Origin of the sequence: Duganella sp. 1411, assembly GCF_017833525.1 — a bacterium.
Taxonomy (GTDB): domain Bacteria; phylum Pseudomonadota; class Gammaproteobacteria; order Burkholderiales; family Burkholderiaceae_D; genus Rugamonas.
In genome coordinates this window covers 289,218-314,120 of record NZ_JAFICD010000001.1, presented here as the reverse complement: position 1 = coordinate 314,120, position 24,903 = coordinate 289,218, and the positions used below count along the sequence as shown (strand labels likewise).

Below are 24,903 nucleotides of genomic sequence, written 5' to 3'. Positions count from 1 at the left end.
CTCACACCACTTCGAACAGGCCGGCCGCGCCCTGCCCGCCGCCGATGCACATCGTCACCACCACATATTTGACGCCGCGTCGCTTGCCCTCCAGCAGCGCGTGGCCGGTCAGCCGCGCGCCGGACACGCCGTACGGATGGCCGACGGCGATGGCGCCGCCGTTGACGTTGAGTCGGTCCATCGGAATGCCCAGCTTGTCGGCGCAGTACAGCACCTGCACGGCGAAGGCCTCGTTCAATTCCCACAGGCCGATGTCCTCGACCTTCAGGCCGGCCTTCTTGAGCAGCTTGGGAACCGCGAACACCGGGCCGATGCCCATCTCGTCCGGTTCGCAGCCGGCCACGGCGAAGCCACGGAACACGCCCAGCGGCATCAAGCCCTTGGCGGCGGCCGTTTGCGCGTTCATGACGATGGCCATCGAGCCGCCGTCGGAGAACTGGCTGGCGTTGCCGGCGCTGATGACGCCGCCCGGCACGGCGCTGCGGATCTTGGCCACGCCCTCGTAGGTGGTGTCGGCGCGGATGCCCTCGTCGGCTGAGATCGTCACTTCCCGGCTCAGCAACATGCCCGATTCCTTGTCCGCCACGCCCATCACCGTGGTCATCGGCACGATCTCGGCGTCGAACAGCCCGGCGGCCTGGGCGGCGGCGGCGCGCTGCTGGCTTTGCACGCCATACTCGTCCTGGCGCTCGCGGCTGATGTTGTAGCGCTTGGCGACCGTCTCGGCCGTCTGCAGCATCGGCCAGTACAGTTCCGGCTTGTGCTGCGACAGCCACACCTCCCTCAGCATGTGGGTGTTCATTTCCTGCTGCACGCACGAGATCGACTCGACGCCGCCGGCGGCGTAGATGTCGCCCTCGCCGGCGATGACGCGCTGGGCGGCGGTGGCGATGGTCTGCAGCCCCGACGAGCAGAAACGGTTGATGGTCATGCCGGCGGTGGTCACCGGGCAGCCGCCGCGCAGCGCGATCTGGCGCGCGATATTGGCGCCGGTGGCGCCCTCCGGATTGGCGCAGCCGACCAGCACGTCCTCGACCTCGCCCGCCTCGATGCCGGCGCGCGCGATGGCCGCCTGCAGCACATGGCCGCCCAGGGTCGCGCCGTGGGTCATGTTGAACGCGCCCTTCCAGGATTTGGCCAGCCCGGTGCGGGCGGTCGAAACGATGACGGCGTCTATCATGGATATCTCCTGTGGATTGTTTTAGTCGGGCCAGAATAGCATATTTAGTACGACCGTTCGCAATTCTATTTGTCAGTTTCGCGTAAGTTTGAAGCAAGCATGACGTAAGGTTCGCGGGTGACACTGCGCTCAGGCTGACGGAGTAGTAAGAGTAATAAACAACGCGGCTAATGAAGTTCAAAAAATTACAGGAGACATAAATGGCAACCCCATCAGGCACAACAGACCTGCGCAACCCGCCCAAATCGACGGTGATCACTCCGGAAGAACGCAAGGTGATCTTCGCCTCGTCGCTGGGCACGGTCTTTGAATGGTACGATTTCTACTTATACGGCGCGCTGGCGCCGATCATCGCCAAGCAGTTCTTTGTCGGCGACCCCACCACCACCTTCATTTTCGCGCTGCTGGCGTTTGCCGCCGGCTTCATCGTGCGTCCGTTCGGCGCGCTCGTGTTCGGCCGCCTGGGCGACATGATCGGCCGTAAATACACCTTCCTGATCACCATCCTGATCATGGGCGCGTCCACCTTCATTGTCGGCCTGCTGCCCGGTTACGCGGCGATCGGCATCGCCGCGCCGATGATCCTGGTCGCCCTGCGTATTCTGCAGGGCCTGGCGCTGGGCGGCGAATACGGCGGCGCGGCCACCTACGTGGCCGAGCACGCGCCGAACGGCAAGCGCGGCTCCTTCACCGCCTGGATTCAAACCACCGCGACCCTGGGCCTGTTCCTGTCGCTGCTGGTGATCCTGGGCACCCGCACCGCCGTCGGCGAGGAAGCGTTCAACGCCTGGGGCTGGCGCGTGCCGTTCCTGGTGTCGGTGCTGCTGCTGGGCGTGTCGGTCTGGATCCGCCTGTCGATGAATGAATCGCCGGCGTTCGCCAAGATGAAGGCCGAGGGCAAGACCTCGAAAGCGCCGCTGAGCGAAGCCTTCGGCCAATGGAGAAACCTCAAAGTGGTCATCCTGGCGCTGGTCGGCCTGACGATGGGCCAGGCCGTGGTGTGGTACACCGGCCAGTTCTACGCGCTGTTCTTCATGACGCAGACGCTGAAAATCGACGGCGCCACCGCCAACATCATGACCGCCATCTCGCTGGCCCTGGCGACGCCGTTCTTCATCTTCTTCGGCATGCTGTCGGACAAGATCGGCCGCAAATGGATCATCCTGGGCGGTTGCGTGATCGCCGCGGCGACCTACTTCCCGCTGTTCGGCGCGCTGACCCACTACGGCAACCCGGCGCTGGAAACCGCGCTCAAGAACTCGCCAGTGGTGGTGGTGGCCGATCCCGCATCGTGCCACTTCCAGTTCAACCCGACCGGCACCACCAAGTTCCCATCGTCGTGCGACATCGCCACCGGCATCCTGTCGAACGCCTCGGTGGCCTACACCAAGGAAGCGGCGCCTGCCGGCAGCATCGCCAAGATCAAGATCGGCGACAAGGAAGTGCCGGCCTTCAACGCCGTCATGACGCCTGACGGCCTGAACTTCGACGCCGACAGCAAGAAAGCCGAAGCGGCGCTGAAGAAGGAAGTGGCCGCCGCGATCAAGGTCGCCGGCTATCCTGCCAAGGCGGACGAGGCGCAGATGAACAAACCGATGATGGTCGGCATCCTGTTCATCCTGGTGCTGTACGTGACGATGGTGTACGGCCCGATCGCCGCGATGCTGGTTGAAATGTTCCCGACCCGCATCCGCTACACGTCGATGTCGCTGCCTTACCACATCGGCAACGGCTGGTTCGGCGGCCTGCTGCCGACGATCTCGTTCGCGCTGGTCGCGTTCAAGGGCGACATCTACTACGGCCTGTGGTATCCGATCATCATCGCCCTGGTCACCGCGGTAATCGGCGCGCTGTTCGTCGGCGAAACCAAGGACAACAACATCTACGCCAACGACTAAGGTTGGCGCGCTCAGCGCACAAGGGCCGGGTCTGTTCAAGCAGGCCCGGCCTTTTTTTCGGGGGTCAAGTCTAACATTGCTACACGGGCTGATCCGTCGTGGGTCGCCGGCGGCGCATGCATGGCCGATTACGCTGCGCTAATCCGCCCTACGTGATTTATGGGTTTAACGCCGCCAGCAGCTCGAGTTTGTTCGATACGCCCAGGCCGCCGTAAGCGTTTTTCAGGTAGCTGCGCACCGTTTCCGGCGTCAGGCCCATCAGCCGGGCGATCTCCTTGTGCGAGTGGCCGCGCGCGTACAGCATCGCGGCGCTCAACTCGCGCGGCGTCACCCGCAGCGCGCGCGCCGAATCGTCGATCAGCGACAGCACCGTCGACGGGCCGCTGCGGTCCAGCATCAGCCGGCTTCCGGCCAGCGCGATGCTGCACGGCGCCCGCTCCAATGCCGCGACCACCTGCGCCGGCAACATCGTTCCCTGCCAATCCCGGCAGGCGTTGCCCAGCACCCGGCCGACGCCGCCGCCCAAAAACGATAGCCGCCCGTGACTGTCCGAGATTGCCAGCGAGGCCAGCGACGAGGCCTTGCTGGCGGCGCGCAGGTCGGCCAGCCGGTGCGTCCACAGCTGCAGCAGGTGCCGGCTGAACGCCAGGAACAACATGCTCTCGAGGTCGCTGAACGCCGATCGCGGGCAGTTGCGGTACAGGCAGACGAAAAACAGCAGCCCGCTGCCCGGCAACTCCTCGGTGACCGCCATGATGGTGCGCAAGCCGTGGCGCTCGACAAACGCGGCCATCTCCTCGCCATCGTCCACGCATTCGCCCCCCTCTCGCACCACGACGCCCAGGCTGTCCATCGACGCGCGCGCGAAGCCGTCGGACGCCGCCACCGTCTGGTTCCATTCCTGCGCAAAGTCCGCGCTCAAGCCTATGCTGGCGTGCATCAGGTTGCGCGGCCCTTGGGCGGCCGTCGCCGGGCACACCTCGCCCCACCACGCGGAATCGAAACCGATGCAGCGCCGCAGTATCAGCAACGACTCGCGCAGGAACTGTTCCGGCCCGGCCCACCGCGCCAGCTCGCCCAGCGCCAGCAGCGCGCCGCTAAACGCCAGATACACCGGCTGCGGCACATCGCCCGCCGCGCCGCAGCCCATCTTGATCCACGAATGTTGTTCTCGCATGCAACCTCCACGATCATCGCCCCCCGCATCCGGGGAGGGCCGTCCCGGCCACCCCGCCGGTATCATCGATGATATCAGGCTACCTGATAAATAACATCCATAACGATAAAAGGAGACTTTCGATGACTTGCATACATACAACGGGCCTGCGGGCGGGGGCGCTGATACTGGCCTGCGGCGCGGCCCTGTCGGCCGCCCTGCTGAGCGGCTGCGGCGACAACAACGCGCACGCGGCGCCGGTAGCCGGCTTCAAGGAAGTGGCGCTCGGCACCTCTTTCTGGGACATCACGGCGGCGCCCCCGGCCGGCGCGCTGGCCGGCGACATCCTCCAGGCCCAGCCGCGCACCGACGCGCCGGCCGGCGTCAAGGCCTGGGACGTGGTCTACGTCTCGGAAATTCAACCGGGCAAAATGGCTTACGTCTCGGGGGAGATCTACATTCCGAGCACGACGGCCGACGGTCCGCGCGACGTCGTGCTGTGGAATCATGAGACGGCCGGCCTGGCGGACGCCTGCGCGCCGTCGCGCCGCAGCCGGGTGGAGGCCGGCCGCGAGCGCGCGCCGGCGCTGGAGGCGCTGCTGGCCAAGGGCTACGTGGTGGTCATGAGCGATTATCCGGGCCTGGGCCTGCCCGGCCCGGCCTTCTACATGGCGGGCCAGCCGAACGCACGCGCCTCGCTCGACATGCTGCGGGTGGCGCAAAAGTTCGGCGAGGCCAACGCCTCGCGGCGCTATGTCATGTACGGCTGGTCGCAGGGCGGCCAGACCACGATGTGGGCGGAAAACATCGCCGCCACCTACGCGCCGGAATTCACCGGCCTGGGCGCGGCGCTGATGGCGCCGGCCGTGCGCATCAAGGACCTGACGCTGAACTCGATGACCAGCACCGAGAACGCCGGTTACGTGATCTCGACCCTGCCCGGCATCCAGGCCTATTTCCCGCAACTGAAGTACCGCGATTTCCTCACGCCGGACGCGATGGAGCAGCTGCCGGTGCTGGCCAGCGGCTGTTTCGATGTCTGGAGCGCGGCGGCCGGCGTCAAGGACGCTTACGTGCCGGGCGCGCTGGCCCCGGGCTCGGCGTGGTGGACGGCGATGACGGCGGTCGACAACTTCGCCCCCAGGGGATTGATGCCGTTCAAGATCTACCAGGGCTTGGCCGACACCACCACACCGCCGGTGCTGACCAAGCGCGAACGCGTGGCCCTGTGCGCCGCCGGCGCCGCGGTCGATTACCAGGAGTTCCCGGGACTGGACCACGAGGCCGTCGTCGGCCAGGCGGCCAAGCTGCTGCCGGCCTGGGTCGAGGACCGCTTTAACGGCCGCGCCGCCGTCAACAACTGCGGCGCCCCGTAACGAAAAGCGGGACGAAAAAAAGGCCACCATCGCTGGCGGCCAAGGCTGAACCCACTTGTAGTTATTTTGTCTTGCGGCGGCGGGCGACGACGCCCACCAGTCCCAGCCCGCCCAGCAGCATGGCGTAGGTTTCCGGTTCCGGCACCGGCGTCACGTTGCTGCCGGTGAACTCAACGCGCAGACCGGTCGGGTTGCCGCCGTTTTGCGCCCAGTTGGTGACCACGAAGTCGAGCTTGTTGAGGCCGGCGACGAAGCCGCCGTTCGAGGCGAAGCCGCTCCAGCCGGTGAAGCCGGTGGCGCTGGAAATCAGCTGGTTGTTGAGCAGGACCGAAACCGCGTTGTCGGCTGCCATGCGGCCGCTGAAGCTGGCGGTGTCGGCCTTGAAGCCGCTCAGGTCGAACGACAGCGAATAGGTGTAAGTGCCGGCGCTGCCCGCGTCGAAGCTTTGCCCCTGGCTGGCGGTCGGCGTGACCCACTTGGAGACGCCGTCGTTGGCCATCCATGGGGTGATCGGCCACTGGTTGTCGAAGGTGATGATCGGGGCGCTGCCGGAGATCGCGGTGTCGCTGCTGGCCGAGCTGAGGGTGTAGTGGGTGTCGGCCGTGCCGCTGACACCGGTGCCGGTGTTGGCCAGGCCGTTGATGCCGGCCGCCTGGGCGGTCGACAATGCGCCGATTGCGAGTGCCGCTGCGATGATGGTGCGTTTCATGTATGCCTCTAAAAAATGGGGAATTGGGTTGTAACGTGGGGCATCGATGGGGATGCCTGTTGCTCACGCTGCGACTCGAACCGTTTTTTAGGGCTTCGATGAAATTGTGCTTTCGAGAATTATACGGGCGTTTTAGGGAAAATGCTCACATGCCATTAAATTTTCTTCATGGCATGTGAACATCGGACAACGTTGACCGAATATTGACCGGTATCAGCCGTTGAAACCCTTGCCCTCGCCGGCCAGCCGCACCAGCAGCGGCGCCGGTTTCCAGGCCGCGCCGTGGTGGCCGCGCGCGTACTTGTCGATCGCGGCGAGCACGTTGGGCAGCCCGACGGTGTCGGCGTAGAACATCGGCCCGCCCCGGAACAGCGGGAAGCCGTAGCCGGTCAGATACACCATGTCGATGTCGGAGGCGCGCAGCGCGATGCCCTCCTCGAGGATGTTGGCCGCCTCGTTGACCAGCGCATAGACCAGCCGCTCGACGATCTCCTGATCGCTGATCTTGCGCCGCGTGATGCCGAGCTCGGCCGAATGGGCGACGATCATCGCGTCGACCTCCGGGTTCGCATAGGCCTTGCGGTCGCCCGGCTTGTAGTCGTACCAGCCGGCGCCGGTTTTCTGGCCGTAGCGGCCCATTTCGCACAGCAGGTCGGCGGTCCGGGAATAGCTGATCTCCGGCTTTTCGACATAGCGGCGCTTGCGGATGGCCCAGCCGATGTCGTTGCCGGCCAGGTCGGCCATGCGGAACGGCCCCATGGCCCAGCCGAACTGTTCGGCGGCCTTGTCGACCTGCTCGGGCAGCGCGCCCTCCTCCAGCAGGAAGCCGGCCTGGCGGCTGTACTGCTCGATCATGCGGTTGCCGATGAAGCCGTCGCACACGCCGGAGACGACGCCGGTCTTCTTGAGCTTTTTGGACAAGGCCAGCGCCGTCGCCAGCACATCCTTGCCGGTTTGCGCGCCGCGCACGATCTCGAGCAGCTTCATCACGTTGGCCGGGCTGAAGAAGTGCGTGCCGATCACATCCTGCGGGCGCCCGGTAAAGCCGGCGATGCGGTCGACATCCAGGGTCGAGGTGTTGGTTGCCAGGATCGCGCCCGGCTTCATCACCGCGTCGAGCTGGCGGAACACCGCCTCCTTGACGCCCATCTCCTCGAACACGGCTTCGACCACGATATCGGCGTCGGCGATGTCGTCATAGGACAAGGTGCCGCTGACCAGCGCCATGCGCTGGTCGAGCTTTTCTTGCGTCAGCTTGCCCTTTTTCAGCGTGCTTTCGTAGTTCTTGCGTATCGTCGCCAGGCCCTTGTCGAGCGCCTCCTGTTTGGTCTCCAGCAGCTTGACGGGGATGCCGGCGTTGAGGAAGTTCATCGCGATGCCGCCGCCCATCATGCCAGCGCCGACCACGGCCGCTTGCCTGATGGCGCGCACCGGGGTGTCGGCCGGCACGTCCGGCACCTTGCTGGCGACGCGTTCGGCGAAGAAGGCGTGCCGCAGCGCCTTCGACTCGGTGGTCTGGATCAGGTGCATGAAGCGCTCGCGCTCGAACTTCATGCCGTCCTCGAATTTCATCGTCACCGACGCGGCCACCGTTTCCACGCATTCGAGCGGCGCCGGGAACGGGCCGGCCATGGCCTTGACCGTGTTGCGCGAAAATTGCAGGAAGGCTTCGTGGTTCGGGTAGTCGACCTTGCGCTCGCGCACCTTCGGCAGCGGCCGGACGTCGGCGATCTGTTCGGCGAAGGCGATGGCCGACGCCAGCAGGTCGGCGTCGGCAGCGAACACCTGGTCGAACAACGCGGTGCCGGCCAGCTTGTCGGACGCCACCGGCGTGCCGGAGACGATCATGTTGAGCGCCATCTCCAGCCCCAGCACGCGCGGCAGGCGCTGGGTGCCGCCGGCGCCCGGCAGCAGCCCGAGCTTGACTTCCGGCAGCGCGATCTGCGCGCCGGGCATGGCGACCCGGTAATGGCAGCCCAGCGACAGCTCCAGGCCGCCGCCCATGCATACCGTGTGGATCGCCGCCACCACCGGCTTGGTCGCGCTTTCGGCGGTGGCGATCAAGGTATGCAGGCTGGGCTCGGCAAGCGCCTTGGGCGAATTGAATTCCTTGATGTCCGCGCCGCCCGAGAACGCCTTGCCGGCGCCGGTGATGACGATCGCCTTGACCGCGTCGTCCGCCAGCGCCCGCTGGATGCCGGCGACGGCGGCGGTGCGCGTGGCCAGTCCCAGCCCGTTGACGGGCGGATTGTTGAGGGTGACGACGGCAACGGCGCCGTGGACGTGATATTCAGCGGTCATGTCTCTTCCTTATTGTTGTGTGAACGGAACGCACCTACTATACCGCAAAAAAGAACGACCGTACCGGAAATCGCGGACGGCGCGCGGCGCTTTTGATTGCGGCGGCAACCCTTTTAAACGCGGAGAAACTCGCTGCGGGCGTGGAAAATAAGGTACACCGGCAAAGGGGAATTGAATGGCTCAGCTTGTCTTTTAACTTGATTAAAGGAAATAATATAACCCGGCGCCGGCGAAACGATCAGATGCGCAACATTATCTACCGATTATTATTATCTAAGACATAGGAACTTTATGGACGCGCATACCCAGGCGATTCAATCCGGCGACCAGGATTTACAGGCGATAAACGCCGCGCTGAACCGGGTGCAGGCGCTGATCGAGTTCGACCTCGACGGCATCATCCTGCACGCCAACGAAAATTTCCTGGCCACCGTCGGCTACACGCTGGCCGAGGTCCAGGGCCGCCACCACGCCATGTTCTGCGATCCCGACTACGTCAAGACCGGCGAGTACAAGGACTTCTGGGCCCGCCTCGGCCGCGGCGAATACGACCGCGGCGACTACAAGCGCCTGGGCAAGGGCGGGCGCGAAGTGTGGATCAACGCGTCCTACAACCCGATCATCGGCGCCGACGGCAAGGCCTACAAGGTCATCAAGTTCGCCACCGTCATCACCGACACCAAGCTGCAGAGCGCGGAATACCAAAGCAAGGTCGCCGCCATCTCCAAGGCGCAGGCAGTGATCGAATTCGACATGACGGGCCATGTGCTGACCGCCAACGACAACTTCCTCGACGTGATGGGCTACACCATCGACGATATTCTCGGCGAACACCACCGGATGTTCTGCGAACCGGAATACGCGACCGGATCGGAATATAAACGCTTCTGGCAAAAATTGAATCGCGGGGAATTCGATTCCGGCCGTTATAAACGCATTGGAAATAATGGCAAAACAGTATGGATACAGGCGACTTATAATCCGGTGCTCGATTTGAATGGCAAGCCGTATAAGGTGGTGAAATTCGCCACCGATATCACCGCGCAAGTGAAACTGGAGGATTCCGTGGCGTCCCAGGCCGCCTCGGACGGCGCCAAGATCAAGCGCCTGCTCGAATCGGTCGAGCGCGCCGCCGCGGGCGACCTGACCAGCACCATCACGGTCGACGGCGACGAGCCGCTCGACCACCTGGCCGGCGGCATCAGCAAGATGATCGCCGACCTGCGCAAGGTGATCGGCCAGGTGGTGACCTCGGCCAACGGCTTCGCCGACGCCTCGACCACGATCGCCGAGCGCTCCGGCGGCGTGGCCATGGGTACCCAGGCGCTGGGCGCCACGGTCGAGGAGATGAACGCCTCCATCGACGGCCTGACCAATTCGATCAACATCATCGCCGGCAACACCTCCAGCGCCGACACACTGGCCAAGGACACCCAGCACGAGGCCGAGGCCGGCGCCAAGGCGGTGGCCAAGTCGATCGAGGCGATGGACTTGATCAACCGCTCGTCCGAGGACATCGGCGAGATCGTCAAGGTCATCAGCGAGATCGCCAACCAGACCAATATGCTGGCCTTCAACGCCGCCATCGAGGCCGCGCGCGCCGGCGAGCACGGCCTGGGCTTCTCGGTGGTGGCCGACGAGGTGCGCAAGCTGGCCGAGCGCTCCTCGCAGGCGACCAAGGAGATCTCCAAGCTGATCAACGAATCGGTCAAGCGCGTCTCGGCCGGCAGCGAGATCTCGCGCCAGGCCAGCGACGCCTTCGACAAGATCGTCGCCGGCGTGGCCAAGACCACGCAGGCCATCTCCGACATCTCCAAGGCCACCAACGAACAGCTGCTGACGGCGCGCGAGGTGAGCACGGCGGTGCAATACATCGCCGAGGAGGCCGAGAAGACCGCCGCCGCCTGCGACAGCATCGCCCGCTCGACCGAGGGCCTGAACGAGCGCGCCGGCGAGCTCAACAAAACCGTTTCCGGCTTCGTGGTGTGAGGGTGGACGGCGGCGCGGGCATCCAGCCGGCCACGCTGTCGGCGCTGATCGCGCTGGTGCGCGAGCACACCGGTATCGCCATGACCGACCGCAAGAGCTCGCTGCTGGAGCGGCGGCTGCGCCCGCGCATGCGCGAGCTCGACATCGCCAGCTACCAGGGCTATGTGCAACGGGTGCGCGACGACGCCGGCGAGGTGGCGCATTTTATCGATCTGGTGACCACCAACGACACGCAGTTCTTCCGCACCGCGCATGTGTGGGAGTACGTCGAGCGGGAGTTCCTGCCGCGCTGGTGGCGCGAGCGGCCGGGCGACACGCTCAGGGTGTGGTCGGCGGCGGCCGCCAGCGGCGAGGAGCTGTACTCGATCGCCATGCTGTGCGAGCGCTTCCAGGCGGCCACGCCGGGCTTCCGCTACCAGATCCTGGCCACCGACATCTCGCGCCAGATGCTGGCGCTGGCGCGCGCCGGCCGCTACGCCGGCCGTTCGGTCGAGCGCCTGCTGGCCACGCAGCCGGACTGGGTCAGGAAATATTTCACCGCCAGCGGCGACGGCCTGCAGGTGGTCGACGCGTTGAAACAGCACGTGACGTTAGCCCAGCACAATTTGCTGACGCCGCTCAAAGCGCCCGAAAAGTTCGCGCACCAACCGTTTAACCTCGTGTTCCTGCGCAACGTCCTGTTCTACTTCGACCAGGCCCACCAGCGCAGCGTGCTCCAGCAAGTCCGCCACAGTATGGCGCCCCAAGCCAGGTTGATCCTGGGCGAATCCGAATCGATCACAGGCCTCGAGACCGCCTGCCAGTTCGAGCGGCCACTGATCTATACGCTCGATACCCAAGCCCCATGATTGCACTTTTACCAACGACCAGCGACACCCTCCCCGGCTCGACGCGTGACCCCGCGCACGAGGCGGACGAGGCGGACCAGAAGGCGGCGCGGCCGGCCGGGCCGTTCCGCCACGTCGGCATCGGCGAACTCAAAATCGGCGGCCGCACCGAGCAGTTGAAAGCCCTGCTCGGCTCCTGCGTCGGCATCGCCTTCTTGTGGAAAAAACGCGGCCGCTGCGGCCTGGCCCATTGCCTGCTGCCCGAGACCGACGTCCAGCAATGGGAGCCGAGCGCGCGCTACGTCAGCCAGGCCGTGCCGTCGCTGCTGCGCCTGATGGGCGCCAGCGCCGCCGACTACGCCGACATCGAAGTGGTGGTGGCCGGCGGCGGCATGATGCTCGACGGCTGCTCGTCGCGCTTCCAGATCGGCCAGCAGAACGCCGAGGCCGCCCGCAAGCACCTGGGCCTGTACGGCTTGAACGTGCGCGATTGCCGCGTCGGCGGCAAGAGCGGCCGCACCCTCACCATCGATTGCGCCACCGGCGAATACCGCATCGAAGACATCGCCGTCCATCACCGGGAAAGCCGCCATGCACATGCTTGAACAAACAACGCCGGACGCCGCCGGCCCCACCGAGCTGTTCGGCTCGTTCGTGCTCGGCCCCGATGAATTCGCCCTGCCCGCGCACTGCATCCGCGAAGTGGTCAACTATCCGGACAAGATGACCGCGCTGCCGCTGTCGCCGCCGTTCCTGGAAGGCATGTTCACCTTGCGCGGCAGCGTCATCCCGGTGGTCAACCTCGGGCGCGTGTTCCACCCGGCCGCGCCGGCCGCCGAACCGTCGCACAAGATCGCCATCCTCGACTACGAGGGCGTGCTGGTCGGCATCCTGTTCCACGCCACCGGCGAAATCCTGCGGGTGCGCGCCGAGCAGCGCAGCACGCTGAGCTACGCGTCGGGCGAGCAACACGGCGTGGTCGCCGGCACCATCCTGCTCGACGACGGCGCGCGGCTGCTGCAGGTGCTCGACCCGGCCGCGCTGGCGCGCATCGAAAACGTGCCGCAGGTGCTGGCGCTGCAGGGCGCCCACCGCCAAGCGGCGCGCCGGCACCAGGGGGAGCGGCGCCAGTGCGTCAGCTTCCGCGTCGGCAGCTCGTCGTTCGCGCTGGAGATGGGCGCGATCCAGGAAATCATCCGCGTGCCGGAGATCCAGCCGTCGGTGCTGACCAGCGCCCTGTGCCTGGGCCGCATCAACTTCCGCGGCAGCCCGGTAGGCGTGGTGTGCTTCCATACCTTGCTGTCGCCGGCGCCGGCGGGCGCCGCGGCGCCGCCCGCGCGCGCCTTCCTGCCCGACCAGCGGGTGGTGATCGCCCGCATCGACGACGCCACCATCGGCTTTCTGGTCGATTCGGTCGACAACATCGTCAACTTCTTCAGCGAGGAGATCATGCCGATCCCGATGCTGGGCAAGGCGCGCGCCGGCATGTTCGGCGGCTGCATCTCCAAGCCCGAGCTGGGCGACATCATCCTGCTCGAGCACCGCCAGATCCTGTCGAGCGCCGAGATCGTGGCGATGCGCACCGGCCACGCCAACCTGTATCCGAAGGACGAGCCGGGCGCCGCCGGCCAGGACGCCCAGCGCGCGCGCCGCAACCAGCGCCAGGTCTACATCACCTTCGCGCTGGAGAACACCTACGCGGTCGAGATCAAGCAGGTGCGCGAGATCATCGACTATTCCGACGCCATCACCCACACGCCGGGCATGCCGCCGTTCATGCGCGGCATGCTCAACCTGCGCCAGCAGATGGTCAGCGTGATCGACCTGCGCTGCCTGTACCAGATGGCGCCGGCGCCGCCGGGGGGGCAGGCCAAGATCCTGGTCATCGAACGCGGCCAGGACCGCTACGGCCTGCTGGTCGACGCGGTCGAGAACATCATGACCGTCAACGACAACCGCCGCTTCACGGCACCCAAGATCATGCGCAACAGCAGCGTCAACGACGGCCCGCGCGGGGAGATGGAGGAAGTGATCGACATCGAGGGCGAAGGCGACGGCCACAAGACGCTCAGCGTGTTCGAATGCGACCGCCTGCTGCAGCGCCTGGCGCGCGAGATGCCGGCGCTGGCGGCATGATGCGGCGTCGGGTAAAGTAGCGTGGTGCCGGCAGCCGCCGGCGACGCATTCTTTATCGAGGTCCACCATGTCCGCAGTTCCCGCCATCCGCGCCGCCGCGCTTGTTTCGTTGGGGCTGGTCGCCGCCAGCGCCTTCGCCCTCTCCTTGTCCGACCTGAGCAACGCCGACGCCAGCGGCGGCTTGAAGGCGGCGCTGGAAAAAGGCTCGACCCTGGCGGTGGCCAAGCTGGGCGCCGAGAACGGCTTCCTGAACAACGAGAAGGTCCGCATCCAGCTGCCGAAGATCCTCGAACAGGCGCGCCCGCTGCTGCAGATGACGGGCAAGGGCCAGAAGCTCGACGAGCTGGTGGTGCAGATGAACCACGCGGCCGAGGCGGCCGTGCCGATGGCCAAGCCGCTGTTGCTGGACGCGGTCAAGTCGATGAGCATCACCGACGCCAAGAACATCCTGACGGGCGGCGAGACGTCGGTCACCGATTTCTTCCGCGACAAGACCTCGGCAAAGCTGGCCGTGCAGTTCCTGCCGATCGTCAAAAAGGTCACCGACCGCTCCAAGCTGTCCACCCAATACAATTCGACGATGGCGCTGGCGCCGACCATGGGCTTGATCCAGGAAGACCAGAAGACGGTCGAGGGTTACGTCACCAAGCGCGCGCTCGACGGCCTGTACACGATGATCGGCGAGGAGGAAAAAGCCATCCGCGCCGATCCGCTGGGCGCTGGCAGCAAGCTGATCGGGAAGGTGTTTGGGGCGATGAAGTAAAGATCACTACAGATCAAGCATCGGCGGCGGTTTAAGACGCCGACGCTTCGATGATGACCATGCGCATACCGAGCGCTTTTACTACCTTGTTGACGGTGTTGAGTCGAGGGGTCGCGCCATCGCGCAACGCTTTGTAGAGCGCTTCGCGGCCGATGCCAGTTTTCTCAGCAACCTTTGCCATACCCACCGAACGCGCCACGTCGCCCAGCGCGGACGCGAGCATACCGTCATCGCCCCCTTCCAGCATGCGGGTAAGATAGGCCGCGATATGCTCAGGCGTCTTGAGGTAGGCGGCGGCATCGAAGTCCTCGAGCCCAAGTTCTTCGTCGTCGGCCAACAGAGCGACATCGGATTCGGTGAGGCCGCAATCAGGCAGATCAACTCCTTCCTTAGCTTCAGTCATGATTTCTTCTCCCTCTCTCGTTTTTTGATGGCTTCGCTACGCTTTTTCAAGCGACTCAGAACAGCTTTTGCCTCCTTAATATCTGTCGTACCATTAGTCGGTCGCATCAAGGATTCACTGTATTTTGATACAGTATTTTCGGGCGCGACGCACGCCAAGGCGGCACACATAATTACAATTACACGGAGATACGATGAAGATCACCATTACCGCATTTGAACGCTCGCCCGATGGCGGCATGGGGCTGGCACGCGACACGCGCGTTCGCTGGGCGCTTGAGGAAGCGGGCCAGCCCTACGCGGTGCGCCCTGTTTCGTTCGCCGCGATGAAGCAGCCTGCGCATTTGGCCCTTCATCCCTTCGGCCAGATTCCAACCTATGAGGAAGGCGGTCTTGCGCTGTTCGAGACGGGCGCGATCGTTTTTCATATCGCCTCGCGCTACCCGGGCTTGTTGCCAGACGACGCCGACGCCCGGGCCCGCGCGATCACGTGGATATTTGCCGCGCTCAACACCGTCGAACCGCCGATCCTTGAACTCGCCACCGCAAAGTTTGCGGAGGGCGACAAGCCATGGAGTAAGGAACGTTTGCCCTTAATTGCAGACCGCATCCGTCATCGGCTGGGCCAGCTATCCGCGCACCTGGGAGATGTCGAATGGCTCGATGGCACGTTCAGCGCCGGCGACCTGATGATGGCGTCGGTGCTGCTCCGGGTCAGGCCATCGGGCATTCTGGACGAATTTCCCCGGCTTGCCGCCTATGTCGCACGAGCCGAGGCGCGCCCCGCGTATCAGCGGGCTTTCGCCGATCAGTTGGCGTTTAACACCCGCTCACCAACGGGCGGCTGACAAAGGACTGCCGTAGGACATGCACTACTACAGTTGGGGGCACGAAGCATGGCAGCGTGAGAATCTGTGCATTTTTTCATTTGGGCAAGATGCTATGCTGTGTCTTTGGACAACATCTCATCATCACTATCTGTCGTAGAAATGAGTCGTTAGACGCGGCGGTCGAGTTCGCCGAATTTTTGGAACCGCGCACGAACATGTGGTTCAAGTGATCGAGCGATAAGCCGCAACCGGCCAACTGTCAACTACCTTCCCATGCTGCTCCGATTTCGCCACCTGAGGAAGTATCTACGTATGAGCAAGTGCGCGTAGTCGTCGACCACTACTTTGAAACCAAACCGAAGCTGCGTCCGGTCGAGCACTGGCGAGAACTCGTTCCGCAGCCGACCTGCTCAAACCCGGGCTATCCGCGCGCAGGGTTTCGTGAAAAAATGATGGGGACGACTGTGTTGAGCTTCGAGATCGGGGCCGAAGGGGGGCATGCGATGAATGTGCGCCTGCGAAAAAGTTCCGGTTGGGCACTCCTTGACGAGGCTGCATTCGTCGCCCTCGACACTTGCGTGTTCGTGCCCGACACGCCGGTCACCAAGGCTGTTTCGTACATCTTTGGGCAGCAATAGCTAAAGAGGCAACATGATTGGTGGGCTAGCCACTCGTCGCGCCGCCGCATGCTCAGCGCGTGGCCAGGATCATAGAGGCTCTCCATCGTCATTCGTTCATGGCGTGCTCCTTACGCATGGATGGCTGAGCGGGCTGTCGGGAGTAACTTCCTGGCATCCGGCTTTCCCTTGAGCCATTGCGCCAACACGGGCGCCACATCGCGTTTCCAGCTCTCGTCGGCCAGGAACGCATCGTAGGCGGCCAAGTCCTTGAATACGGCTACGCCGACGAGCACGCTTTCCCCCTCGCGGACGGGCAGGCGCGGGAAATTGTTCGGGCTCGGTTCGGTGACATACCAGCCCTGCTCCAGGGCACCGCCCCGTCGCAGCACTGGCGTCATGCGCTCGCGACAGAAGTCGAGCAACGCCGGACCCGCGGCGTCGTTCAGGTTGAACACGGTCACATCGACTACACCGCGCGGCGCCGTGCCGTCATCGTGCGCCGCCCTGCGCGCGGGATCGTGTGCGAAGCCGGCAGCGTTCCAGGCCGGCCGCAGCAGCAGGACGTCATCGGAATCGATCATCGTCGCATTCGCCGCATCGCGGTGGGCCGCCCAGACGGGTCCGCCGTAGAAGCCCGATAACCCACGCGCGCGCGACGCCATGTCGGCAAAACCGCGCAGCCATATGAAGCGGTCTGGATCATCCAGATCCCAGAACTGGCCCAACACGCTCATCCCTTCCGCCTCCTGGGACTCGACGAATTCTCGGTTGAACAGATCGATCAGCGCATCGCGCCGCCCTGGGTGCAACGTGTATTGGCGCAGCTCGACGACTTGTGGGTATTCATACGACATGGCGCTCTCCTTGGTTAAGTTCAATGCCATTCAGTATCGAATACAATATCTGCCATCTAATGTCATATATTCCGCCCGATCATGCGTGCAAGCCGCCTGCTGTCCATCCAAATGATGCTCGAGACGCAGGGCCCCATGAGCGCCGCCGCGCTGGCCGAAGCGCTCGAGATTTCCGTGCGCACCCTTCATCGCGACATCGACCAGCTCAGCTCCGCCGGCGTGCCGATCTACGCAGAGCGCGGCCGCACCGGCGGCTTCCACCTGCTCGACGGCTGGAACACGCGGTTAACCGGTCTCACGCCCTCCGAAGCACAGGTCGTGTTCCTTAGCGGCCTGGCCGGACCCGCAGCCGACCTCGGCCTCGACAAGCCGTTGCAGGGCGCACAGCTCAAGCTGCTGACCTCCCTGCCGGAATCGTCGCGCACGGAGGCGCAGAAGATGCAGTCGCGCTTCCACCTCGACCCTGTCGACTGGTATCGCGAGGCCGATGCGGTGCCGTACCTGGCGATCGTCGCTCAGACGGTCTGGACGGACAGGCAACTGAGCATGTGCTACGAGAGCTGGCGCGACAAGGTCGAGCGGGTCGTGCATCCGTTGGGGCTCGTGCTGAAAGCAGGTACGTGGTATCTCGTTGCCGCAACGGACGGCAAGCCACACACGTATCGGATCTCGAACGTGAAGCACGCCACGATGCTGGAGCAGAAGGCGCGGCCACCGGAGCGGTTCGATCTGGCTCGGTATTGGGCGCAGTCGGTCGCGCGCTTCGAGTCGGAGATTTATACGGACTATGCGGACGTGCTGGCGACGCCGGTTGGGCTCAAGAATCTGCGTTATCTGAATGCCGCGGTCGCGGGTGCCGTTGCGCAAGCGCGGCCTTCGCGGCGGCGGGATGGACGGGTGGCGTTGCGGATTCCTGTCGAGTCGCTTGAGCATGGCGCCGGTCAATTCTTGCGGCTGGCGCCCGAGGTGGAGGTGACGGGGCCGGCCAGGCTCAGGAAGGCGATCGTTTCCAGGCTGCGACAGATTTCAGCATTCTATGATTGCTGAACGTATTTTTCACGCATAGTCCCATCCGGGCTCGCGGTCCGTGTTGCGCGGTGGCTGGCCTGCCGGTGACGGGGCCTGCGGCGCGGGCAAGTTTGCCGTCGATCCAACCGGCAGCGGCGGCACTGCGGTGGAGCCAGTCGGGATCGTAGCGGTTGGCGTTGCGGCTGCCGGCTTTGCCGCCGCGATCAGTTCATCGCGCAGCCGGCTATTTTGAAGGTCTCGTCGCCGGACGGCGGATGAATAAGTCCTGCCACGCATTGCGCGTCGAGCGGGCGAACGATTGCGCAAACTGGTTCGGCGACACCGCGCGGCCATTGTGGATGATCTGATCGCCTTCAACGCGCGCGTAGTTGTTTTCGCCGTAGCTCCACGATTTCAACACGGTGCCTGGCGGAAGGAACAGCGATTTCCATTGATAGCCGTGCATGTCCTCAGGGTCCGCGCCCGGCGCGAATCTGGCCGGGTCTTCCAGCCAGCATTCGACGGCCTTCGTCATGGCTTCCGAAATGTCCTGCGAGCCGCCACGGCGGCGCAGCTCTTCTATCAGTTGGAGCAGGGTGTCGGTGGGCAGCTGCACGGTCACTGTGGTATTCATTCGATTTTCTCCCCTATTTTGTTCTGCTTTGTCATATTTAAACCGGGAAGCGCGGCGATAGTTCAATCGCGGGGAAAATAGGGAAAAACAGGGCGGAAAATCGGGCTTTTGCTACAAGGAGCTGCGCGGCCCACCCATGTGCACACTGCTAGAGGGAGTGCGATGGGTGGCCGCTCTGGCGGCAGGAACGAGGGGCCGCTTAAGAGATGCCCAGCCGCTCACTAAAATCCATCACGTCATTAGCCTCGATACTACTGAGCGTCATGTCCACCGCCCTGCCCGCGCAGGCACCCGTCTTTGCGTACATGCCAGCAAAGCAGCGCTTATGCCAACCATGTGTGATGCCAAAGCTACCAATCCCCCTGCCGCGCCATGGAATGGTGCTGCGCTATTGGTCCTTCTTCGGTGACAAATCATAGTGGTACACGGTCGATTTTGAACTCGGCGTTGCCAGCCGCGTAGTGACTAGCAAAGACCGCACGACACCGGACGGCCTGGCGAAGGAAGCTGTGCAAGTCATGGAGCGGCTGGCCGGCGAACCGGCGCCAATCTAATTATTCGAGGCCGCCGTTTGCACGAAACTCCTTAACGCTCGTCGCTACGATAGCGGTCTATGCCGCAGGCCGCGGCGCACCGCTGAGATGATCACTCCATCGCCGCCGCTCAAACGGTGGGCAACTTGTAATCCCTGTACTGCTCGCGCAGTTTGTTTTTCTGAATCTTACCGGTACCACCGACCGGCAAGGCTTCCGCGAACACCACGTCATCCGGCAACCACCACTTGGCCACCTTGCCGCTGAAATGCGCGAGCAACTCCTCCCGGCTGACCTGCTGGCCCGGCTTGAGCACCACCACCAGCAGCGGCCGCTCATCCCATTTCGGATGCGCCACGCCGATGCAGGCCGCCTGCATCACCGCCGGGTGCGCCATGGCGACGTTCTCCAAATCGATGGTGCCGATCCACTCGCCGCCGGACTTGATGACGTCCTTGCTGCGGTCGGTGATCTGCATGAAGCCGTCCGCGTCGATCATGGCCACGTCGCCGGTCGGGAACCAGCCGTCCTGCAGCACGTCCCCGCTCTCGCCCTTGAAGTAGCGCGCCATCACCCAAGGCCCCTTGACCAGCAAATGCCCGTAACTGACGCCATCCCACGGCAATTCCTTGCCATCGTCGTCGACGATCTTCATGTCGACGCCAAAGATCGCATGCCCCTGCTTTTGCAGGATGGCGCGCTGCTCCGACCTCGGCAACTCGGTGTGCTTGCTGAGCAAGCCGCCGGTGGTGCCCAGCGGCGACATTTCCGTCATGCCCCAGCCGTGGATGACCTCGATGCCGAAGTCGTCGATCAAGGTGTTCATCATCGCCGGCGGACAGGCCGAGCCGCCAATGACCGTGCGGCGGAAGGTCGAGAATTTCAGTTTGTTTTGCAACGCGTAATTGATCAGTCCCAGCCAGACGGTCGGCACGCCGGCCGAGAACGTGACGCGCTCGCTCTCGAACAGCTCGTAGACCGATTTGCCGTCCAGCGCGGCGCCCGGGAACACCATCTTGGCGCCCGATAGCGGCACCGAGTACGGCAGGCCCCAGGCGTTGACGTGGAACATGGGCACGACCGGCATCACGACGTCGCGCGAGGAGACGTTGAGCACGTTCGGCATGGCGGACGCGTAGGCGTGCAGCACCGTCGAGCGGTGCGAGTACAGCACGCCCTTGGGATTGCCCGTGGTGCCGGAGGTGTAACACAAGCTGGAGGCGGTGTTCTCGTCGAATTGCGGCCACACGTAATCGTCGGAGTAGGCGTTGATCAGGTCCTCATAGCACAGCAGGTTGGCGATCCTGGTCTCGGCCGGCATGCGGTCGGCGTCGCCCATCAAGATGAAGCCCTTGACCGTCTTGCAATGGGGCGCGATGGCCTCGACCAGCGGCAGGAAGCAAAAGTCGAACAAGAGATACTGGTCCTCCGCATGGTTGCAGATGTAGGCCAGTTGCTCGGGATGCAGCCGCGGATTGATCGTGTGCAAGACGGCGCCGGAGCCGGACACGCCGTAGTACGCTTCCAGGTGCCGGTAGCCGTTCCATGCCAGCGTGGCCACCAGTTCGCCCGGCCGTACGCCCAGGCCGTGCAGCGCGTTGGCCAGCCGCTTGGCGCGCTGGTGGCAGTCGCGGAAGGTGTAGCGGTGCAGGTCGCCCTCGCCCCCCCGCGAGACGATCTCGCTGCTGCCGTAATGCCGGGCCGCGAATTCGATAATGCTGGAGATCAGCAAGGGCTGACTCATCATCTGGCCCAGCAATAGACTTTCCTGATTCTGGGATGGCATGAACTCTCCGAAACATAGTTATTTATGCAAACAAGTGTGGACGCGCGGTACAAGCACCGTCAACGGATTTCGATGCTGCAATGCAGCACCGGTCGCCTGCGGTAAAATCACCGCACTTACCGGCGCTAGCCGCGCCGAGCCTACTTGAACGGATACTATTATTACTGCCGCCAATCTGCCGCTGGACAATTCCTTCGCGTCCTTGCCGCCCGCCTTTTACACCCGGCTGATTCCGACGCCGCTGCCCGCGCCTTACGTGGTGGCCGTCAGCGAGCCGGCCGCCGCCCTGATCGGCCTCACACCCGAACAACTCGCCGACAGCACCGATATCCTGATCGGCAACGCCGTGCCGGAGCGCGCGCTGCCGCTGTCGGCCGTCTATTCCGGCCATCAGTTCGGCGTCTGGGCCGGCCAGCTCGGCGACGGCCGCGCGATCCTGCTGGGCGAGGTCGCCACCGCCGAAGGTCCGATGGAACTGCAATGGAAGGGCGCGGGCCTGACGCCCTACTCCCGCATGGGCGACGGCCGCGCCGTGCTGCGTTCGTCGATCCGCGAGTTCCTGTGCTCGGAGGCGATGCACGCGCTGGGCATTCCAACCTCGCGCGCGCTGTCGGTCGCCGGCTCGGACCAGGGGGTGGTGCGCGAGACGATCGAGACCTCGGCCGTCGTCATCCGCATGGCGCCCAGCTTTGTGCGTTTCGGCTCGTTCGAGCACTGGTTCTACCGCAACAAGCCGGAAGAGCTCAAAATCCTGGCCGATTACGTCATCGAGCGCTTTTACCCCGAATTGCGCGCCGAGGATAATCCCTACGTCGGCCTGCTCCGCGAAGTCACGCGCCGCACCGCGCACATGATCGCGCACTGGCAGGCGGTCGGCTTCATGCACGGCGTGATGAACACCGACAATATGTCGATCCTGGGCCTGACGCTCGATTACGGGCCGTTCGGCTTCATGGAAGCGTTCGATCCCGACCATATCTGCAACCACACCGACCAGCAAGGCCGCTACTCGTACACCAACCAGCCGCAGGTCGGCCACTGGAATTGCTACGCTCTGGGCCAAGCGCTGCTGCCGCTGATCGGCGAAGTCGAGGCCGCCCAGGCCGCGCTCGACGTCTACCAGCCGGCGTTCGCCGCCAAGCTCGACGAACTGCTGCATGCCAAGCTGGGGCTGACCCCGCTGGAACAACACGCGGACGCCGACCGTGCGCTATTCGACGCCATGTTCGCGCTAATGCAGGCCAACGGCGTCGATTTCACGCTCTTCTTCCGGCGCCTCGGCGGGTTGCGGGCGGCCGACGCCGGCGGCGACGAACCGCTGCGCGACCTGTTCATCGACCGCCCGGCCTTCGACGCCTGGGCCGGCCAGTACCGCGCGCGCCTGCAAGCCCAGGCCAGCGATGATACCGCGCGCCAGCTTGCGATGAACAAGATCAACCCCAAATACGTGTTGCGTAATTATCTGGCCCAGGTCGCCATAGAAAAAGCGCAAAACAAGGACTTTTCCGAGGTGGAGCGCCTGCTGGCCGTATTGCGGCGCCCCTACGACGAACAGCCCGAGCACGACCACTACGCCGCTTTGCCGCCGGACTGGGCAAGCCATCTTGAAGTCAGCTGTTCTTCTTAAGCGAGCACTCATCCATGACCACTAAAGTCAACAAAACCGATGCCGAATGGCGCGCCATGCTGGACCCGATGGAATACCAGGTGACCCGGCATGCCGCCACCGAGCGTGCATTTACCGGTAAATTCTGGGATCATCACGAGCATGGCATCTACACCTGCGTGTGCTGCGACACGCCGCTGTTCCGTTCCGATGCCAAGTTCGATTCCGGCTGTGGCTGGCCGAGCTATTTCGAGGCACTGGATCCGGCCAACGTGATCGAGAAAACCGACCGCACGCATGGTATGCTGCGCACCGAAATCATTTGCGCGGTATGCGATGCCCATCTGGGCCACGTGTTCCCGGACGGCCCGCCGCCGACCGGCCTGCGTTATTGCATCAACTCGGCCTCGTTGCGCTTCGATCCACAAGACTAAAACGCTAATAAATACACACCATGAAATTCCTGTTCGACTTTTTCCCGGTCCTGCTGTTCTTCGGGGCCTACAAGCTTTCGGGCGCCAACGCCGAAGCCTCCCAGCACTTCATCAACACTTATTTGAGCGGCATCATCTCCGGCGGGTCGGTCACGGCGGACCAGTCGCCGATCGTGCTGGCGACGTTGGTGGGCATCATCGGCACCATGGCGCAGATCGCCTATCTGAAGCTGCGCGGGCGCAAGGTCGAATTCCTCATGTGGTTCTCGCTGGGCATGTTCGTGTTTTTCGGCGGCCTGACGATTTACTTGCACGATGAAGTATTCATCAAATGGAAACTAAGTATCGTCTATTGGTTCTTCGCGGCCGGTTTGCTGATAAGCGAATTCGTCTTTAAAAAGAATCTGATGCGCAAGTCGATGGGCGAAATCATCGAGCTGCCGGATTTGATCTGGTCGCGCCTCAATTGGGCATGGATCGGTTTTTTCGTCGCCATGGGCTGCCTCAATTGGTATGTCGCCTTCGTGCTATTTAAAGGCGACACCAGCTCGTGGGTCAGCTTCAAGGCGTTCGGCTCGACGGCCATCATGTTCGTGTTTATTGTTGCGCAGACGATTTATTTGTCGCGCCATATGAAGGATCCGACATGAGCGATACCCGCATGGACCGCATGCGCGGCCGCTTCCAGGCCGCGCTGTCGCCGGTCGAACTGGTGCTGGAAGACGATTCCGCGCTGCACGCCGGCCACGCCGGCGCGGCCTCCGGCGGCGGCCATTACAGCGTCAGAATCGTTTCGTTACAATTCGAGGGCCTGAAACTCGTCACAAGACATCGACTCGTGTATGATTCCGTGCACGATATGATGCATAAAGAAATCCATGCATTGGCCATTACCGCATTGGCTCCGTCCGAAGTATGATGTAGCGCCCGGCTAGGAGCGGTCCTATCGGTTTCAGAATAATTGAACACAAAGACAGATAGCTGATCCAACTCCTTCCAGGCAATTTCGCTAAAACTTTCCCCTTACAGGAATTAATAATGACTTTCAAGCCAGCCAGTTTGCTGATTGCACTTCTCGTTATCGCCGTGCCTGCTTTCGCACAGAACGTTGCCGTTGTTAATGGCAAAGCTATCCCAACCTCGCGCGTCGAAGCCGTCGTCAAGCAGGTTGTGGCCCAGGGCCAGCAGCCGGACTCGCCGCAACTGCGCGAACTGATCAAGAAAGACCTGATCGGCCGTGAAGTGATGATGCAGGAAGCGGAAAAACAAGGTTTCGGCAAGGACGCGGCAGTCAAGGCACAGATCGACAACGCCCGCCAGGCCATCATCATCAACGCGATGATCGCCGACTACATCAAGAAGAACCCGATCTCCGACGCCGACATCAAAGCCGAGTACGACCGCTTCGTCGCCCAGGCCGGCGACAAGGAATACCACGTGCGCCACATCCTGATGGCGACCGAAGCCGAAGCCAACGACGTGATCGCCAAGCTGAAGGGCGGCGCCAAGTTCGAGGACCTGGCCAAGACGTCGAAAGACACCGGTTCGGCTGCCAACGGCGGCGATCTGGACTGGGCCTCGCCTTCGTCCTTCCCACCAGCGTTCTCGGCCGCCTTCGTGGCCCTGCAAAAAGGTGGCGTGACCGAGAAGCCGGTGCAGACCCCGAACGGTTTCCACGTCATCAAGGTCGACGACATCCGTCCAGCCAAGCTGCCAACCCTGGAAGAAGTCAAGCCGCAGATTTCGGAAGCGCTGGCCCAGAAGAAGCTGCAAGCGTATCAGGAAGAACTGGTCAAGAAAGCAAAAGTGCAGTAATGTTATAGAAGGCGGCGCCCTGCGGGGCGCCGTTTTTGATTTTGCG

23 protein-coding genes and 1 pseudogene are annotated in these 24,903 nt (G+C 63.6%); 16 read left to right on the top strand and 8 right to left on the bottom strand.

Annotation, left to right across the window (positions count from 1 at the left end; all coding sequences use genetic code 11):
- Nucleotide 1: 1 nt before the first annotated feature.
- Complete coding sequence (locus JOD97_RS01225; protein WP_209712809.1) at nt 2-1,180, bottom strand: acetyl-CoA C-acyltransferase; 1,179 nt, start codon at nt 1,178-1,180, stop codon at nt 2-4.
- Nucleotides 1,181-1,380: 200 nt separating this feature from the next.
- On the opposite strand from JOD97_RS01225, the gene JOD97_RS01220 reads away from it, so the two are divergent.
- Nucleotides 1,381-3,078 carry an MFS transporter gene (locus JOD97_RS01220; RefSeq protein WP_209712808.1) on the top strand — a complete coding sequence of 566 codons (1,698 nt, stop codon included), beginning with the start codon at nt 1,381-1,383 and terminating at the stop codon, nt 3,076-3,078.
- 157 nt (nt 3,079-3,235) lie between these two features.
- On the opposite strand, the gene JOD97_RS01215 is transcribed toward JOD97_RS01220, so the two are convergent.
- Nucleotides 3,236-4,255: a response regulator transcription factor gene (locus JOD97_RS01215; protein WP_209712807.1), complete on the bottom strand. Its 1,020-nt coding sequence runs from the start codon at nt 4,253-4,255 to the stop codon at nt 3,236-3,238.
- A gap of 122 nt (nt 4,256-4,377) precedes the next feature.
- Between JOD97_RS01215 and JOD97_RS01210 the strand changes: the two genes are divergently transcribed.
- Nucleotides 4,378-5,610, top strand: coding sequence for a lipase family protein (locus tag JOD97_RS01210; protein WP_209712806.1), 1,233 nt, complete (start codon nt 4,378-4,380; stop codon nt 5,608-5,610).
- A gap of 61 nt (nt 5,611-5,671) precedes the next feature.
- On the opposite strand, the gene JOD97_RS01205 is transcribed toward JOD97_RS01210, so the two are convergent.
- Together JOD97_RS01205 and JOD97_RS01200 are read right to left on the bottom strand one after the other, a co-directional pair.
- Nucleotides 5,672-6,319, bottom strand: a complete 648-nt coding sequence (locus JOD97_RS01205) for a PEP-CTERM sorting domain-containing protein (RefSeq protein ID WP_209712805.1) — start codon at nt 6,317-6,319, stop codon at nt 5,672-5,674.
- A 213-nt stretch (nt 6,320-6,532) separates the two neighbouring features.
- Nucleotides 6,533-8,620 (bottom strand): 3-hydroxyacyl-CoA dehydrogenase NAD-binding domain-containing protein, encoded by a 2,088-nt coding sequence (locus JOD97_RS01200; RefSeq protein WP_209712804.1) that lies wholly within the window; start codon nt 8,618-8,620, stop codon nt 6,533-6,535.
- 291 nt (nt 8,621-8,911) lie between these two features.
- Here JOD97_RS01200 and JOD97_RS01195 point away from each other — a divergent pair, with 291 nt between their 5' ends.
- From JOD97_RS01195 to JOD97_RS01175, 6 genes and pseudogenes are all read left to right on the top strand, one after another.
- Nucleotides 8,912-10,609, top strand: a complete 1,698-nt coding sequence (locus tag JOD97_RS01195; protein WP_209712803.1) for a methyl-accepting chemotaxis protein — start codon at nt 8,912-8,914, stop codon at nt 10,607-10,609.
- Nucleotides 10,606-11,457, top strand: coding sequence for a protein-glutamate O-methyltransferase CheR (locus JOD97_RS01190; RefSeq protein ID WP_373999766.1), 852 nt, complete (start codon nt 10,606-10,608; stop codon nt 11,455-11,457). The genes JOD97_RS01195 and JOD97_RS01190 overlap by 4 nt, the downstream gene beginning before the upstream one ends.
- Nucleotides 11,454-12,041, top strand: coding sequence for a chemotaxis protein CheD (locus JOD97_RS01185; RefSeq protein ID WP_209712802.1), 588 nt, complete (start codon nt 11,454-11,456; stop codon nt 12,039-12,041). The genes JOD97_RS01190 and JOD97_RS01185 overlap by 4 nt, the downstream gene beginning before the upstream one ends.
- Nucleotides 12,028-12,987: pseudogene (locus tag JOD97_RS33215) on the top strand (chemotaxis protein CheW); the annotation flags it as partial. The gene JOD97_RS01185 and the pseudogene JOD97_RS33215, both read left to right, overlap by 14 nt.
- Before the next feature lie 45 nt (nt 12,988-13,032).
- On the top strand, nt 13,033-13,572 hold the full coding sequence (locus tag JOD97_RS33210; protein ID WP_373999825.1) for a chemotaxis protein CheW: 540 nt from the start codon (nt 13,033-13,035) through the stop codon (nt 13,570-13,572).
- Nucleotides 13,573-13,639: 67 nt separating this feature from the next.
- Nucleotides 13,640-14,335 (top strand): DUF4197 domain-containing protein, encoded by a 696-nt coding sequence (locus tag JOD97_RS01175; protein WP_209712801.1) that lies wholly within the window; start codon nt 13,640-13,642, stop codon nt 14,333-14,335.
- A gap of 31 nt (nt 14,336-14,366) precedes the next feature.
- On the opposite strand, the gene JOD97_RS01170 is transcribed toward JOD97_RS01175, so the two are convergent.
- Entirely contained in the window at nt 14,367-14,738 is a 372-nt protein-coding gene (locus JOD97_RS01170) for an addiction module antidote protein (protein ID WP_209712800.1), read from the bottom strand.
- A gap of 193 nt (nt 14,739-14,931) precedes the next feature.
- Between JOD97_RS01170 and JOD97_RS01165 the strand changes: the two genes are divergently transcribed.
- Both JOD97_RS01165 and JOD97_RS32495 read left to right on the top strand, forming a co-directional pair.
- The gene (locus JOD97_RS01165) at nt 14,932-15,585 is read left to right on the top strand and encodes a glutathione S-transferase family protein (protein ID WP_209712799.1); all 654 of its coding nucleotides are present in this window, start codon (nt 14,932-14,934) and stop codon (nt 15,583-15,585) included.
- 302 nt (nt 15,586-15,887) lie between these two features.
- Nucleotides 15,888-16,205: a TonB family protein gene (locus JOD97_RS32495; protein WP_209712798.1), complete on the top strand. Its 318-nt coding sequence runs from the start codon at nt 15,888-15,890 to the stop codon at nt 16,203-16,205.
- A 110-nt stretch (nt 16,206-16,315) separates the two neighbouring features.
- Here the strand turns inward: JOD97_RS32495 and JOD97_RS01155 are convergent, their stop codons facing one another.
- Nucleotides 16,316-17,071: an NIPSNAP family protein gene (locus JOD97_RS01155; RefSeq protein ID WP_229264137.1), complete on the bottom strand. Its 756-nt coding sequence runs from the start codon at nt 17,069-17,071 to the stop codon at nt 16,316-16,318.
- Nucleotides 17,072-17,122: 51 nt separating this feature from the next.
- Between JOD97_RS01155 and JOD97_RS01150 the strand changes: the two genes are divergently transcribed.
- Entirely contained in the window at nt 17,123-18,088 is a 966-nt protein-coding gene (locus JOD97_RS01150; protein ID WP_209712797.1) for a YafY family protein, read from the top strand.
- Between the two features lie 205 nt (nt 18,089-18,293).
- On the opposite strand, the gene JOD97_RS01145 is transcribed toward JOD97_RS01150, so the two are convergent.
- Together JOD97_RS01145 and JOD97_RS01140 are read right to left on the bottom strand one after the other, a co-directional pair.
- Nucleotides 18,294-18,683, bottom strand: a complete 390-nt coding sequence (locus JOD97_RS01145; protein ID WP_209712796.1) for a hypothetical protein — start codon at nt 18,681-18,683, stop codon at nt 18,294-18,296.
- A gap of 663 nt (nt 18,684-19,346) precedes the next feature.
- Nucleotides 19,347-21,002, bottom strand: coding sequence for a 3-(methylthio)propionyl-CoA ligase (locus JOD97_RS01140; protein ID WP_304511203.1), 1,656 nt, complete (start codon nt 21,000-21,002; stop codon nt 19,347-19,349).
- A gap of 202 nt (nt 21,003-21,204) precedes the next feature.
- Here JOD97_RS01140 and JOD97_RS01135 point away from each other — a divergent pair, with 202 nt between their 5' ends.
- The 5 genes from JOD97_RS01135 to JOD97_RS01115 all read left to right on the top strand — a co-directional run bounded on the left by JOD97_RS01135 (nt 21,205) and on the right by JOD97_RS01115 (nt 24,857).
- Nucleotides 21,205-22,629, top strand: coding sequence for a protein adenylyltransferase SelO (locus tag JOD97_RS01135; RefSeq protein WP_229264135.1), 1,425 nt, complete (start codon nt 21,205-21,207; stop codon nt 22,627-22,629).
- A 14-nt stretch (nt 22,630-22,643) separates the two neighbouring features.
- The gene (gene msrB, locus JOD97_RS01130) at nt 22,644-23,042 is read left to right on the top strand and encodes a peptide-methionine (R)-S-oxide reductase MsrB (RefSeq protein WP_209712795.1); all 399 of its coding nucleotides are present in this window, start codon (nt 22,644-22,646) and stop codon (nt 23,040-23,042) included.
- Between the two features lie 20 nt (nt 23,043-23,062).
- Nucleotides 23,063-23,692 (top strand): septation protein A, encoded by a 630-nt coding sequence (locus tag JOD97_RS01125; protein WP_209712794.1) that lies wholly within the window; start codon nt 23,063-23,065, stop codon nt 23,690-23,692.
- Nucleotides 23,689-23,961: a BolA family transcriptional regulator gene (locus tag JOD97_RS01120; protein WP_209712793.1), complete on the top strand. Its 273-nt coding sequence runs from the start codon at nt 23,689-23,691 to the stop codon at nt 23,959-23,961. The genes JOD97_RS01125 and JOD97_RS01120 overlap by 4 nt, the downstream gene beginning before the upstream one ends.
- 119 nt (nt 23,962-24,080) lie before the next feature.
- The gene (locus JOD97_RS01115) at nt 24,081-24,857 is read left to right on the top strand and encodes a peptidyl-prolyl cis-trans isomerase (protein WP_209712792.1); all 777 of its coding nucleotides are present in this window, start codon (nt 24,081-24,083) and stop codon (nt 24,855-24,857) included.
- Nucleotides 24,858-24,903: the final 46 nt, after the last annotated feature.